Raw genomic sequence first — 13,629 nt, 5'->3', positions numbered from 1 at the left:
AAAAATGAAAACAAGAAGATGGATGGCCACTTTCGTGGTGGCTCTTTTGAGTGTGACAGCTGTACTGGCAAAAGACATTCGCGTCGTAGTATTCAAAGTCTCTCAGATGCATTGCGAGAACTGCGAGAAGAAAGTGAAAAACAATATGCGCTTTGAAAAAGGTGTGAAAGAACTTTCTACCGAGCTGAAGGACAAAACGGTGTCTATCACCTACGATGCCGAGAAGACGGACGTGAAGAAGTTGCAGGCAGGATTCAAGAAGTTCAATTACGAGGCGGAGTTTGTGAAAGAAACCAAACAGGAAGGCAAGAAAGACGGCAAACAAGAATCTCAAAAAGAAGAAAAGAAAGCCGATAAGAAGTAATCGAACAAATACCCATATTGGCTTGTTTTATAACTACTAATCATTAAAGAGTAAGGATTATATGGGTAATATAGCAAAAAAGGCGTTTCCCGTGCTCAATATGCATTGTGCGGGATGCGCTAACAATGTAGAAAAAACAGTGAAAAAGTTGTCGGGAGTCGTTGATGCTTCCGTCAACTTTGCTTCAAATACATTGACGATTTCTTATGAGGACGACAAGCTGACTCCCGGAGAAATTCGTGCAGCGGTACTTGCTGCCGGTTATGACTTGATTGTAGAAGAAGCGAATAAAGAAGAACGTCGGGAGGAGGAGCAGCATAAGCGTTATCTCCGCCTGAAACGGAAAGTGATCGGTGCGTGGATATTTGTCGTACCGCTCCTTATCTTTTCTATGGTATTGATGCACATGCCATATTCTAACGAGATACAGATGGTGCTCACCATTCCGGTAATGGTACTCTTCGGAGGCAGTTTCTTTACGGGAGCATGGAAGCAGGCCAAGGTCGGGCGTAGTAATATGGATACGCTGGTCGCGTTAAGTACCTCGATAGCCTTCCTTTTCAGTTTATTCAATACCTTCTTTCCGCAGTTCTGGACAGATCGCGGATTGGAACCACACGTCTATTACGAAGCTTCCGCAGTGATCATTGCTTTCGTTCTGACCGGAAAAATGATGGAGGAACGTGCCAAAGGAAATACTTCGGACGCAATTCGCAGGCTGATGGGAATGCAGCCCAAAGTGGCGCGTGTGTTGCGTGGCGGGATAGAGGAGGAGATACAAATAGACCTCTTGCAGGTAGGCGATAGGGTTGTAGTCCGTCCCGGCGAACAGATTCCGGTGGATGGCCAGCTTTCGGAAGGAGAATCGTATGTGGATGAAAGTATGATTAGCGGTGAGCCGATTCCGGTAGAGAAGAAAAAGGGCGACAAAGTCCTTGCCGGGACAATCAATCAGCGCGGGTCATTTATCATTCGTGCCTCCCAGGTGGGAAGTGATACAGTGCTTGCGCGCATCATTCACATGGTGCAGGAAGCACAAGGCAGCAAAGCTCCTGTGCAGCGTATTGTCGACCGTATTACTGGGATTTTTGTCCCTGTCGTGCTCGGAATCGCCATCCTGACATTTATATTGTGGGTTGCCATCGGTGGCAGTGAGTATATTTCTTACGGTATTCTTTCTGCTGTATCTGTTCTGGTCATAGCCTGTCCCTGTGCTTTGGGGCTTGCCACTCCTACTGCATTAATGGTAGGAATCGGTAAGGCTGCCGGACAGCATATTCTGATCAAAGATGCCGTTGCTCTGGAACAGATGCGTAAGGTCAATGTAGTGGTGCTGGATAAAACCGGGACATTGACTGAAGGGCATCCTACCGCTACCGGATGGTTGTGGGCACAGCCGCAGGAAGAACATTTCAAGAATGTACTTCTGGCTGCCGAACTAAAATCGGAGCATCCGTTGGCAGGTGCGATTGTAACTGTACTTCAGGATGAGGAAAAGATAACTCCCGCTCCTTTGAGCAGCTTTGAAAGTATCACAGGAAAAGGGATAAAGGTGTCTTATCAGGGCAATACTTACTGGGTAGGAAGCCACAAACTTCTGAAAGATTTCAGTGCTACGGTCAGTGATGTCATGGCGGATATGCTGGTACATTACGAATCGGATGGGAACGGAATTATATACTTTGGACGTGAGAACGAGCTTCTGGCTATTATTGCAGTTTCCGACCCGATAAAGGCAACTTCTGCTGAAGCGGTGAAAGAACTGAAACGACAGGGTATTGACATCTGTATGCTCACCGGTGACGGACAGCGGACGGCTTTGGCGGTCTCTTCCCGTCTGGGCATTGAGCGTTTTGTGGCAGATGCCTTGCCGGATGACAAAGCCGAATTTGTGCGTGAACTGCAAATGCAAGGAAAGAAAGTAGCCATGGTGGGCGACGGTATCAATGACTCGCAGGCTCTTGCATTGGCTGACGTCAGCATTGCGATGGGGAAGGGAACGGACATCGCCATGGATGTCGCTATGGTGACATTGATGACTTCCGATTTGTTGTTACTCCCCAAAGCCTTTGAACTGTCCAGACAGACTGTACGACTGATCCATCAGAATCTTTTCTGGGCATTCATCTACAATCTGATCGGTATTCCTATCGCTGCCGGAGTCTTATTTCCTGTCAACGGATTGTTGCTGAATCCGATGCTGGCAAGTGCTGCTATGGCATTCTCCAGTGTGAGTGTAGTGCTCAATTCGTTGAGTTTGGGAAGAAGGAAGATTTAAGCAGAGAGCATATAAAGCGCTCCTTTATGATTTTAAATTAGGCACGGATTAACACGGTTTTTAATAGTTTGTTTAATCTCTTAAAACCGTGTTAATCCGTGTAATCCGTGCCTAATATTATTATGTTGACCGATGTTTAGAAGTAGCTTTTATTACCAGACTCAACTGTTTCTAAACTCCAGAGGAGACATTCCCACATGCCGTCTGAAGAATTTGCAGAAGAAAGAGGGATTAGGAAAATTCAACGAATAAGCTATCTCCTGAATCGTCATATCCGTGCCTTTTAGTTGCGCTTTGGCATCGATAATGACGATATAGGCTATGGTATCCAGCACGCTTTTTCCCGTCACTTGCTTGACGGTGGTGCTCAGATGCTGAAGAGAGATTCCCAGCTGATCGGCATAGAACTGTGCACAGCGCTGATCCTTGTAGTGTTCAGTAATTAATTGAATCAACTTCCGGCAAATCTCCTTCTTACGGTTTGAATGATTGTTTCCCGTATAATTCCGGTACATCAGCTGGACACTTGTCAGAATAGTCTGAAGCGACAGGTCTGCCAATTTGGAATCCATTTTGAAAGACTCGTCACAACTGGCATGAGATAATAAGGCAAAATATTCCTTCAGATAGTCGGCGATATTTTCGGAAAGAGGGATGATAGGCTGTTCTATCAGTTTGGGATAGGCGCTTCCGATTGTCGTCAACAGATTGATATGCCCGATACATTTGGCGGAGAAACCGGCAAAGCAGAGACTTACCTTTTCCGCTTTCTCGCGGAACTGAATGATGGTGCCGGGCAATAAAGTGATCAGGTCATTCGGGTGAACCTCATATTCCAGCAGGTTGATGGAGACTTTCATAGTACCTTCCGTACAGACTGCGAAAATGCACGCCTGTAACCGGCACGATTGTTTGTAGATGTTCAGAATATCTTCAGTTACTTTGGTCCATGCTAACACCTCCAGGGGCAAATCTACTTGTGGAACTTCCATTTTCATAAGAGTGTTTGTTATCTTTGGTTTAAAGTGCTTGTTATATTCGGTCTACAAATGTACGATTTTTCTTTTTATTTCTTACTTTTGTCCTCATGAAAACTGTATTAGTCGATTGGAATTTGATTCCGTACTCCGAAGCATGGCAGCGGCAGACGGAATGGTTTGATGCCGTTGTCCGTGCAAAAGCGCAGGGAGAAACGTACGAAAATCGTATTATAATGTGCGAACATCCGCATGTCTATACTTTGGGGCGTAGCGGAAAGGAAAATAATATGCTGTTGAATGACGAGCAGTTGAAAGCCATTCAGGCTATCCTTTATCATATAGATCGGGGAGGGGACATCACTTATCATGGTCCCGGACAGTTAGTTTGTTATCCGATATTGAATCTGGAGGAGTTTCAGCTGGGATTGAAGGAATATGTGCACCTGCTCGAAGAGGCTGTGATACGTGTCTGTGCTTCCTATGGCATTGAAGCGGGGCGGCTTGAGAAGGCGACAGGTGTATGGCTGGAGGGAAACACCCCCCGTGCCCGTAAGATTTGCGCGATCGGAGTGAGGAGCAGCCACTACGTCACTATGCACGGTCTGGCTCTGAATGTGAATACGGATTTACGCTATTTCAGCTATATTCATCCCTGTGGATTTATAGATAAAGGCGTCACTTCCCTTCGTCAAGAGTTGAAGCACGAAGTGCCTGTGGACGAAGTGAAGCAACGCCTTGAATGCGAGCTTAGGAAACTGCTTGAAAGAGCTTAGAACACTATTCCAACACTGAGTTGCCACGTACGGTGCATAAAGCAGTCGCTGTCTGCCAGTGCGTACGAGAAGTCTGCACGGATTGGCCAGAAGTTGATTCCGCATCCCAGTGTACCGTAGTTGCCTGTACCTTTGTCATTGTCTCCGAAATGGTATCCTGCGCGGACTACACCGTATTTCAAGAAGTTGTATTCAGCTCCGATACCGGCTTGAAGATGGCGGTATTCGGATGGCAGCAGATAGTTCAAGTCGAGTGCTACTTGCAGGCGGTTTTCCATGCTGAACGGAAGATCGACCGCTCCACCCAGTCCGAGTCGGGCAGGCAGCTTCTGACCGTCCAGTTTACCGCCTAAGTTGGCAGCCTGAAAGCCGATAGTCCATGAAGCCATTTCATCCAGAATAGCCATGCTGCGATGATAGCTGGCACCGAAATCCATAGATACCGATCCTTTGCTGTCCGCGTCCTTATAGGCTTTTGCCTGTAGATATCTGAGCGTTAATGATACCGACAGGTTCTTGGCTATATTTCTGAAATAGGCAGCCTCCAGATTCCAGGCACGGGCATGGTCTTTCGGACCATCCTCCCAATGAAAATCAGCATCTTTATAATGACGGAATCCTACGGTAAATCCATGTTTCCCTTCCCGTCCGATGCGGTAGAAGAGGGAAGCGCTGTGCATACCATAGTTCTTATTTATGTCAGCGTATGAGTAGCTGGCACCCATTACATCCTGTGAGAAAGCGATGGTGGAAGCGTTATGAAAGATAGCCGTACTTCCGTTGTCAGTGATAGCTAATCCTGTGCCGGCCATACCTGCCGATTGGGCATCCGGAGTAATCTCCAGAAAAGAGGCGTTTGCCACTCCTTGTGCTCCCAGAAAAGCAGGCAACAAACACGAGGCGAGAAGGAAATGTTTTACTCGTTTCATAATCATTTGTTTTAAGGGTGAGACATCCGGACGACACGTATGCCTGTCCACGATTTGTTATTGTTGAGCATTTGGCTGAGAGGCTCTTCGCTGAGGACAACCTTGCCCAGAGTAGAAGAAGCATGGAGCAAATGCAACTTTCCGTTTACAAAGTTAGCTATCCCTACATGAGCTATATCCAGTCCCGGAAGCTTCGTGGTGATAGCAATCACGTCTCCGTCCATGATCCACGGGAGTCCCGTGTCGGGCAGTTTGTTTTTAGGCAGCCAGTGCACCTTCTTTCCGGACAATGCTTTCTCATATTCAGCCATCCGTTTGACGTTTTCCGGCGAATCTGCCAGATGCTTGTATTGCTTGGGATGGGTGGACATATAAGAGAGGGATAGCTTGGTGGTCTGTGCGCTGTTTCGGGCGGTGACATCTTCCAGAAGTCCCTGGCGGACACCGTTCTCAATCCAGTCGGAGGTATAGTGAAGCCGCGAAGTATAGCCGTCTATGATGCCGTCCCGGTAACGTATCTTTTGCAGGTTATCGGCAAAAGAAGAACCCAATGCCTGTGCCAGCGTATATTCTACAAAGGTGAGGCAATCTACTGTTTGGGGGGCGATGACTAACGTCTCTTCTGTTCCCTGATCCAGCGTGTTGGCTACATACTTTGTGCCCAGATACGATTTTCCGATTCTTAGCATCGGCTCCGCATCTTGGGGAAATACGGCACCGTCACGCAGCCACTTTTCCAGTTCCTGCGTCCACTGTTGCTTGTATTTGAAGTTGTCCCGATATCCCCAGCCATGTCCTCCTGTAGGGTAGACATGAAGTGATGCGGGAACATTGTTCTTCTGTAGGGCGAGATAATAATTCACCCCGTTGGAAGGAGGCACAGCGCCGTCATCGGAGGAGAGAACGATAAATGCCTGCGGAGTATCAGATGTCACTTGCAGTTCGTTGGAGAAGTGTCGTATCTGCTCCGTTGTCGGGCTTTTGCCCAGAAGCTCATTTCTCGAACCTCCATGAGTATTTTGCAGCATGGTAACTACCGGATAGAGCAGAATCTGAAAATCCGGACGGGTTTCCGCACTGTAATGGGTAGCGAGGGTAGAGGCCAGGTGACCTCCCGCAGATGCTCCCATAATTCCTATTTTACGAGGGTTGATGTTCCATTCTCCGGCATGTTCACGTACGATGCGAATTGCTCTTTCTGCATCCGACAAGGGCACTTCGCAATGACCGTTCGGCATCCGGTATTTCAGTACAATGTAAGTGATGCCTTGTCCGCAGAACCAAGGTGCCATGTCATGTCCTTCATGATCCATCGCAAGGCGGCTGTAGCCGCCTCCGGGACACATGATGACCGCCATTCCGTTCGGCTGTGGGGCACGGTAAACGGTTATGGTGGGGGCTGTGACATTGCTGAGCCTATGGGGTGACACTTCCTTTTCACCACCGGTCAGTCCGTTGGAGTTGGGAGCACCGTCGGGCCACAAAGGCAGCTCGACAGGCTGTTGTGCAAATGTCATTGCAGTCATAAGTGATACTATAACAGATAATAGTTTCCTCATATTATTTTACTTTCATGGAAGCCTTGATAAAGTAGAGGATCAATAAAGCGTAAGCTCCTAATGCTAACACTTCCGACCAAGTATTGTTCAGCCATGTTTCGTTGACCAGATTGACGCCGCCGAAACGCATTGCCGCACTGACTACGCCCATCAGAGCGCCTCCCGCAATGAAGCCGGATGCCAGCAGTGTTCCCTTTTCACCTCGTTCCGTATTGAGCGCTGTATCTTTGCTGCGGCTCGTAACGTACCAGTTGACGGCACCACCCACTACCAACGGCACGTTCAGTTCCAATGGAATAAACATACCCAGTGCGAATGCCAGTGCGGGAATTTTGAAGAATGTCAGTACAATGGCCAGTACAGCACCGATACCGTACAGCAACCAAGGTGCGCCTACACCGCTCATCAACGGCTCTATCACGGCAGCCATCGCATTGGCCTGCGGTGCAGCCAGTGCGCCACTGGTGAATCCGTATGTCTTGTTCAGGATAATCATGACACCGCCTACTGTAGCTGCTGAAACGATTGTTCCCAAGAATTTCCATGTTTCCTGTTTGGCAGGTGTGCTACCCAGCCAATAACCAATTTTCAGGTCAGTGATGAAACCGCCTGCCATTGAAAGTGCCGTACATACCACACCACCCATGACGAGCGCGGCAACCATGCCCGAAGGACCTTTCAGTCCGACAGCCACCATCACTACGGAAGCCAGAATCAGTGTCATCAGCGTCATTCCCGATACCGGATTGGTTCCTACGATGGCGATCGCATTGGCGGCTACGGTAGTAAACAGGAACGAAATACCTGCTACGAGTGCAATCGCTACCAGTGTATGTACTATATTTCCCTGCATGATGTCGAAGTAGAAGAACAGTACAATCAGAATCAGCGTAATGATAGAACCGATAGCGATGATTTTCATTGAAAGGTCGCGCTGTGTACGCATGATATTTTTTTCTACGTTGCCCTTGCCACCCATTTCTTTGGCAGCCAGTCCGACAGCGCTCTTGATGATTCCCCATGAGCGGATGATACCGATGACACCTGCCATGGCAATACCGCCGATACCGATGCTTTTGGCATAATACTTGAAGATTTCTTCGGGGCTCATCATGCCTACCGTAGAGGTGATCTCAGGATTCCATGCGTTCAATACGCTGTCTCCCCAGATGGCAGACATTCCGGGAATGATGATCCACCACACTGCCAGTGATCCGGCACAGATGATGGAAGCATATTTCAGTCCGACGATGTAGCCCAGGCCGAGTACGGCAGCTCCTGTATTTACTTTAAATACCAGTTTCGCTTTCTCTGCCAGCATTTCTCCGGCGCCGCATACACGGGTAGTGAAGTTCTCGTTCCACCAGCCGAAAGTGGCTACGATGAAGTCATACAATCCACCGATCATTCCTGCCATCAGTAACGGTTTAGCCTGACTGCCGCCTTTTTCGCCGGATACCAGTACCTGCGTTGTAGCAGTCGCTTCCGGGAAAGGATATTTGCCGTGCATATCGCTGACGAAGTATTTACGGAAAGGAATCAGGAACAGGATACCCAATACACCACCCAGCAATGAACTGATAAATACCTGCATAAAGCTGACCGTCATTTCGGGATATTTGACTTGAAGGATATAGAGGGCGGGAAGGGTGAAGATGGCTCCGGCTACGATGACACCGGAACATGCCCCGATGGACTGGATAATTACATTTTCTCCTAACGCATTTTTTCTTTTAGCTGCTCCAGAGACTCCTACGGCGATGATGGCGATTGGAATAGCTGCCTCGAACACTTGTCCCACTTTCAGCCCCAAATAGGCGGCTGCTGCCGAGAAAAGGATTGCCATGGCGATACCCCACGTTACTGACCAAAAATTTACTTCCGGATAATTCTTGGAAGGACTCATCAGGGGATTGTACACTTCCCCCGGTTTTAACTCTCTGAACGCGTTTTCAGGTAGTCCGGTGAATTTGTCTTCTTCTTGTTTCATATTATATTTTTAGTAGTTTATGCTTTAAGACTTCAAAGTAAACAAAAAAAAAGGAGAACCAAAAGATTCTCCTTTACGTTTTATGGTCTATTTTTTCTTACTTCTCATCTTTCTTCTCATCTTTCGGGGTCATATCGCCTTCAATATAGAGTCGTACCATCTCTGTTTTTGCATTGGTACGCAGGGTAATTGATTTTTTGAAGTGTCCCGGATATTTGCCTGTTCCGTTATAAGTTACTTTGATTGTACCTTTCTTTCCCGGCTGGATCGGTTCTTTGGTATATTCCGGCACTGTACATCCGCAAGATGCTACTGCCTGATGAATTACTAAAGGAGCGTCACCGATATTAGTGAAAGTGAATACGCAGCTTACTACCGGACTGTTTTCAGAGAATTTTCCAAAATCGTGTGTTGTTTTGTCAAACTTGATATCAGCGTTAGTCTGGGCAAAAGCGAAACTTACTCCTACCACTAACAAGGTCATTAAAAAAAGTATCTTTTTCATTCTTCCTTCTTTTTATTGATTACGAATGACAAAGGTAATGCTTTTTCCGGAAAGTATCCCGTTGGCAGAGTTAATTTAATCGAAAAAAGGGAATAAAATACTTCGGCTTGTCGTTGAGCTCCCGGCTTGGTAACCTTGACCGCCGAGCTTAATAAACCTGACCAGCGAGGTGAGAATGATTAAGCACCGAAGTGGGCAGGGTTAAGCACCGAGGCGAATCGAACTGAGTACCGGGACGAATAACTCTGTTTGCCCGATTAATTTCTTTCCGAATGGTTTTGAATGAAGAATTGGCTGCGCTATCACGCTGCAAAGTAATTCTTCATTCTTCATTTCAAATCGGAAATGAACTAAATTATAAATTGAGGATTAGGCACGGATTACACGGATTTCACGGTTTTAGTGCTATGATTACGTAAAAAACAACCGTGTTCATCCGCGTAATCCGTGCTTAAATATATTCTTTTCCGATTCGAAAGCAAATCGGCGGCGGCGAAATTCTTTCTTTTCTTTCTTAATAATTCTATTTCTTTAGAATAGAATTCTCTACTCTTCTCTTCTCTACTGGTTTTGATTGGGTTTTTGCGCCCTATTCATGGGCGTTTCAGAGCTTAGGTTTTTTTATTAAGCCATTTTTTCCGCCATGTTTTTCATCTGATTTTCTCCAGCCGAATGAACTAAATGAAGACTATTTCTTTAATCCGAATCCCAGCATCATCCCGTCGTAGTTTTCAGCAAGTGAGCTTACTGTTTTCAGTGCGGTGCTGTTTGTCTTGCTGCCGAGGAATGTCATTAATTTGAGTAGTTTGTCGGAGTTGAACAGCAGGTCCATAGAGTTGGAGGTGCAGTTCACTTTCGCGTGCAGGTTCAGGAGTTTCAGGTATTTCAAGTCTACCTGTTTGGTAGAAGCGTTATATGAATAGGTACCACTCAGTTTCTTTTTTCCAACAGTGCTTGTAAAGGTGCTGTCGGCGTTGAAAGTGAAACTCATTTGTCCTTCTTTGATGCCCACTTTGGTTAGTTGTTCGTTCAACTTGTTTTCTGCCATCGTGGCGGCTGCGGCTCCTCCTGCTTTCATCAGCAGATTGTCCGATTCAAATTCTACTGCCGATCCGCTGTAAGTCCATGTGCCTGTCATGTCTATCGTTTCGGGTGTTCCGGTGATGGCGTTTACTACTTTGGAAATGTTGTCTTTATTGAGCAAATCTTTTAATGATTGTGCCTGACTGTTGCTTGCTGTCAATGAGAATATTGCAATCCATGCAATAAATAAAATGTTCTTTTTCATTTACGTTTACTTATTTTTATAGAGTTCTTTACTGATGTTTTCTATATAGTCGAGGATTTCGGTACGTCCTGTGCGGTCTTCCGAGGAAGAGACGAAATAAGGAGGGAGTTCTTCCCATTGCTTGCCCAGTTCGCGCAGATAAGCGTTGATATTCATTTTCAGACGTCCGCCTTTCAGCTTGTCTGCTTTGGTGAAGATGATAGAGAAAGGGATGCCGTTTTCGCCTAACCATTCCATAAATTCCAGATCTATTTTCTGAGGCTCCAGACGACTGTCTATCAGTACAAACAGGTTTGTCATCTGTTCCCGTTCGAGGATATAGTCTTCGATGATGGTACGTATCTGGTCTTTGCCTTTTTGTCCGCGTCTGGCGTAGCCGTATCCGGGAAGATCGACCAGATACCAGCTTTGGTTAATCAGGAAGTGATTGATGAGCATTGTTTTACCCGGTGTGGCTGAGGTCATTGCCAGTCCTTTGCGGGCAGTCAGCATATTGATAAGGCTCGACTTTCCTACATTCGAACGGCCAATGAAGGCGTATTCGGGAAATACTCCTGTCGGACATTTCCTTACGTCCGTGTTGCTAATCACAAATTCTGCACTTGTTATTTCCATTTTATTGTCATTTATTTCTTTGTTTTTCTACTTCTAATAAACTCTCTTGTCATTTCTAATAAACTATTGCGTCGTTTATAATAAATTCTATCATTATTTATTATAAACGTTGGAACACCTGTTTTTAAGGGGTTTTTACCGCTTTCTCTTTTCCGGACAGCAACATGATCCCCGCAAAGGTAAGGCTTCCGTTTAACATTAGCAATTCATAGCCAAATTTATATCCGGTTTCTTTGCTGATCCACCAGTCCAGAGCGTAGCAGAGCACCGGAGAGGCGATGGCGATGAGCGGGACCAGCCGGTCGTTTGTCTGCCGGCGGGTGAATAATCCGAAGGCGAACATGCCCAGTAAAGGTCCGTATGTGTAGGATGCGATGATGTAGATCGCGTCAATCACGCTTTTGTTGTTCAGCATTTCCACCAGACAGATGAAGAAAGCCAGCAGGACGGAGAGGAGCAGATGCACTCTCTTTCTTTTGCGGCGGGCCACTTCTTCCGTGTCCTTCTCTGTGTTTAGCAGGTCTATGCATACGCTGGTGGTCATGGCAGTCAGGGCGGAATCCGAATTGCTGAAAGCTGCGGCGATGATGCCGATCGTAAAAAGAATCAGTACCGAATGTCCCAGATATCCTTGTGTGGCAAACATGGGAAGGATATCATCATTCATAGCCGGCAGTTCCAGTTGCATTTGCCCGGCTAAGGCAAGCAGCAGGATGCCCAGACACAAAAACAGGAAATTCAGCGGGATGAATGAGAATCCGTAGCAGTACATATTCTTTTTGGCCTCGCGCAGGTTGCGGCAGGAGAGGTTCTTTTGCATCATATCTTGGTCGAGTCCGGTCATTACGATCACGATAAAGATTCCGCTAAAGAATTGTTTGAAGAAGTTTTGGCGGGAAATCCAGTCGTCGAATACGAAAATCCGGCTATGTTCGCTGTTGCGGATGGTTTGTACGATGCCGTCAAAGCCTGTATCCAGCTTCTGTATCGTGAAGTAGATAATGAAAAGCAGGGCTGCGATCAGGCAGAACGTTTGCAGGGTATCTGTCCATACAATCGTTTTGATTCCACTTTTGTGGGTGTATATCCATACGAGGGTTACGGAGCCGACAGCAATCACCCAGAAAGGAATATGCATCTCCTGAAACACATGAGTGTGCAGGATCAGACAGACGAGATACAGTTTGGCTGCTGTTCCCAGCATACGGGAGAGCAGGAAGAAGAAAGAACCGGTGCGGTAAGTATGTACGCCGATACGTGTGCCGAGATATCCGTAGATGCTTGTCAGGTTTAGCTTGTAGTATAGCGGCAGCAATACATGTGCTACGATCATGTAGCCGAAAAAGAAGCCGAGCACCGTTTGCATGTACGTCATGTCCATTCCCCGTACCATGCCCGGTACGGATACGAACGTCACGCCGGAAATAGAAGCGCCAATCATGCCAAAAGAGACTACATACCAAGGTGATTTGTTTTCTCCTTTAAAGAACGCTGCATTTGATCCGCCTTTGTGTCCGGTGATGTGGGCTATCAACAATAACCCTGCAAAATAGCATACAATAGTGACAAGTATCATCATATCGGCTGCAAAGGTAACACTTTTAGCTCCTTTTTATATATCAAATAGCACTATTTATCGACAAATTCCGTTTGATATAGGTATAAAAAAACAATAATCCGTATCTTTGCGCTCGAAACAGATCGAATTTCATTTGTAGTCTATATGAACCAACAATATCCTTCCGTCCTGCTCGAAAAAGCAGTAGGCGAATTTTCCAAACTTCCGGGCATCGGGCGTAAGACGGCGATGCGGCTTGTATTACATCTGCTCCGGCAGGATAAAGCCACTGTGGAGGCATTCGGCAACTCCATTATTACGCTGAAACGTGAAGTGAAGTATTGTAGAGTATGCCATAATATATCGGATACTGAAACTTGCCAGATTTGTGCCAATCCGCAGCGTGATGCTTCCACTGTCTGCGTGGTAGAGAACATCCGCGACGTGATGGCGGTAGAGGCTACCCAGCAGTATCGGGGACTTTATCACGTACTGGGCGGAGTGATCTCTCCGATGGACGGGGTAGGACCGAGTGACCTGCAAATTGAGAGTCTGGTACAGCGGGTATCCGAAGGCGGGATCAAAGAGGTCATCCTCGCTTTGAGCACTACGATGGAAGGAGATACCACCAATTTCTATATCTACCGTAAACTGGAGAAGATGGGAGTCAGACTGAGCGTAATCGCACGTGGCATATCTGTTGGCGACGAACTGGAATATGCCGATGAAATCACCCTGGGACGCAGTATTGTCAACCGGACTCTTTTTACCGGAACCGTATAACCTGAAT

The 13,629-nt window shown here is 46.7% G+C and carries 12 protein-coding genes; 4 read left to right on the top strand and 8 right to left on the bottom strand.

Annotated features, from left to right (window positions below):
* Positions 1 to 4: 4 nt before the first annotated feature.
* Together BLW31_RS03910 and BLW31_RS03905 are read left to right on the top strand one after the other, a co-directional pair.
* Positions 5 to 364 (top strand): heavy-metal-associated domain-containing protein, encoded by a 360-nt coding sequence (locus BLW31_RS03910; protein WP_022301604.1) that lies wholly within the window; start codon positions 5 to 7, stop codon positions 362 to 364.
* Between the two features lie 61 nt (positions 365 to 425).
* Positions 426 to 2,642 (top strand): heavy metal translocating P-type ATPase, encoded by a 2,217-nt coding sequence (locus BLW31_RS03905; protein WP_010537852.1) that lies wholly within the window; start codon positions 426 to 428, stop codon positions 2,640 to 2,642.
* A 161-nt stretch (positions 2,643 to 2,803) separates the two neighbouring features.
* On the opposite strand, the gene BLW31_RS03900 is transcribed toward BLW31_RS03905, so the two are convergent.
* Positions 2,804 to 3,640 (bottom strand): helix-turn-helix domain-containing protein, encoded by an 837-nt coding sequence (locus BLW31_RS03900; protein WP_010537853.1) that lies wholly within the window; start codon positions 3,638 to 3,640, stop codon positions 2,804 to 2,806.
* An 89-nt stretch (positions 3,641 to 3,729) separates the two neighbouring features.
* On the opposite strand from BLW31_RS03900, the gene lipB reads away from it, so the two are divergent.
* On the top strand, positions 3,730 to 4,395 hold the full coding sequence (lipB, locus tag BLW31_RS03895; protein WP_029425531.1) for a lipoyl(octanoyl) transferase LipB: 666 nt from the start codon (positions 3,730 to 3,732) through the stop codon (positions 4,393 to 4,395).
* On the opposite strand, the gene BLW31_RS03890 is transcribed toward lipB, so the two are convergent.
* The 7 genes from BLW31_RS03890 to BLW31_RS03860 all read right to left on the bottom strand — a co-directional run bounded on the left by BLW31_RS03890 (position 4,392) and on the right by BLW31_RS03860 (position 12,860).
* Positions 4,392 to 5,324 carry a PorV/PorQ family protein gene (locus BLW31_RS03890; RefSeq protein ID WP_029425532.1) on the bottom strand — a complete coding sequence of 311 codons (933 nt, stop codon included), beginning with the start codon at positions 5,322 to 5,324 and terminating at the stop codon, positions 4,392 to 4,394. The two genes, lipB and BLW31_RS03890, sit on opposite strands and share 4 nt — an antisense overlap.
* Before the next feature lie 11 nt (positions 5,325 to 5,335).
* Positions 5,336 to 6,883 (bottom strand): N-acetylmuramoyl-L-alanine amidase-like domain-containing protein, encoded by a 1,548-nt coding sequence (locus tag BLW31_RS03885; RefSeq protein WP_029425533.1) that lies wholly within the window; start codon positions 6,881 to 6,883, stop codon positions 5,336 to 5,338.
* Between the two features lies 1 nt (position 6,884).
* Positions 6,885 to 8,873: an OPT family oligopeptide transporter gene (locus tag BLW31_RS03880; RefSeq protein WP_010537857.1), complete on the bottom strand. Its 1,989-nt coding sequence runs from the start codon at positions 8,871 to 8,873 to the stop codon at positions 6,885 to 6,887.
* 97 nt (positions 8,874 to 8,970) lie between these two features.
* Positions 8,971 to 9,378, bottom strand: a complete 408-nt coding sequence (locus tag BLW31_RS03875) for a DUF1573 domain-containing protein (RefSeq protein WP_010537858.1) — start codon at positions 9,376 to 9,378, stop codon at positions 8,971 to 8,973.
* A gap of 688 nt (positions 9,379 to 10,066) precedes the next feature.
* Positions 10,067 to 10,666, bottom strand: coding sequence for a DUF4923 family protein (locus tag BLW31_RS03870; RefSeq protein WP_010537859.1), 600 nt, complete (start codon positions 10,664 to 10,666; stop codon positions 10,067 to 10,069).
* Positions 10,667 to 10,672: 6 nt separating this feature from the next.
* The gene (gene yihA / locus BLW31_RS03865) at positions 10,673 to 11,281 is read right to left on the bottom strand and encodes a ribosome biogenesis GTP-binding protein YihA/YsxC (protein ID WP_010537860.1); all 609 of its coding nucleotides are present in this window, start codon (positions 11,279 to 11,281) and stop codon (positions 10,673 to 10,675) included.
* A 124-nt stretch (positions 11,282 to 11,405) separates the two neighbouring features.
* Positions 11,406 to 12,860: a sodium:solute symporter gene (locus BLW31_RS03860; RefSeq protein ID WP_010537861.1), complete on the bottom strand. Its 1,455-nt coding sequence runs from the start codon at positions 12,858 to 12,860 to the stop codon at positions 11,406 to 11,408.
* 144 nt (positions 12,861 to 13,004) lie between these two features.
* On the opposite strand from BLW31_RS03860, the gene recR reads away from it, so the two are divergent.
* Positions 13,005 to 13,622 (top strand): recombination mediator RecR, encoded by a 618-nt coding sequence (gene recR, locus BLW31_RS03855; protein WP_010537862.1) that lies wholly within the window; start codon positions 13,005 to 13,007, stop codon positions 13,620 to 13,622.
* Positions 13,623 to 13,629: the final 7 nt, after the last annotated feature.

The organism is Bacteroides faecis MAJ27 (genome assembly GCF_900106755.1).
Lineage (GTDB): Bacteria > Bacteroidota > Bacteroidia > Bacteroidales > Bacteroidaceae > Bacteroides > Bacteroides faecis.
This window is presented reverse-complemented; position numbering and strand designations above follow the sequence as displayed.

What these genes read in the sequence shown, in the direction of transcription:
- BLW31_RS03910 (WP_022301604.1), top strand. Translation starts at nt 5, where the DNA reads ATGAAAACAAGAAGATGGATGGCCACTTTCGTGGTGGCTCTTTTGAGT.
- BLW31_RS03905 (WP_010537852.1), top strand. Translation starts at nt 426, where the DNA reads ATGGGTAATATAGCAAAAAAGGCGTTTCCCGTGCTCAATATGCATTGT.
- BLW31_RS03900 (WP_010537853.1), bottom strand. Translation starts at nt 3,640, where the DNA reads ATGAAAATGGAAGTTCCACAAGTAGATTTGCCCCTGGAGGTGTTAGCA.
- lipB (WP_029425531.1), top strand. Translation starts at nt 3,730, where the DNA reads ATGAAAACTGTATTAGTCGATTGGAATTTGATTCCGTACTCCGAAGCA.
- BLW31_RS03890 (WP_029425532.1), bottom strand. Translation starts at nt 5,324, where the DNA reads ATGAAACGAGTAAAACATTTCCTTCTCGCCTCGTGTTTGTTGCCTGCT.
- BLW31_RS03885 (WP_029425533.1), bottom strand. Translation starts at nt 6,883, where the DNA reads ATGAGGAAACTATTATCTGTTATAGTATCACTTATGACTGCAATGACA.
- BLW31_RS03880 (WP_010537857.1), bottom strand. Translation starts at nt 8,873, where the DNA reads ATGAAACAAGAAGAAGACAAATTCACCGGACTACCTGAAAACGCGTTC.
- BLW31_RS03875 (WP_010537858.1), bottom strand. Translation starts at nt 9,378, where the DNA reads ATGAAAAAGATACTTTTTTTAATGACCTTGTTAGTGGTAGGAGTAAGT.
- BLW31_RS03870 (WP_010537859.1), bottom strand. Translation starts at nt 10,666, where the DNA reads ATGAAAAAGAACATTTTATTTATTGCATGGATTGCAATATTCTCATTG.
- yihA (WP_010537860.1), bottom strand. Translation starts at nt 11,281, where the DNA reads ATGGAAATAACAAGTGCAGAATTTGTGATTAGCAACACGGACGTAAGG.
- BLW31_RS03860 (WP_010537861.1), bottom strand. Translation starts at nt 12,860, where the DNA reads ATGATGATACTTGTCACTATTGTATGCTATTTTGCAGGGTTATTGTTG.
- recR (WP_010537862.1), top strand. Translation starts at nt 13,005, where the DNA reads ATGAACCAACAATATCCTTCCGTCCTGCTCGAAAAAGCAGTAGGCGAA.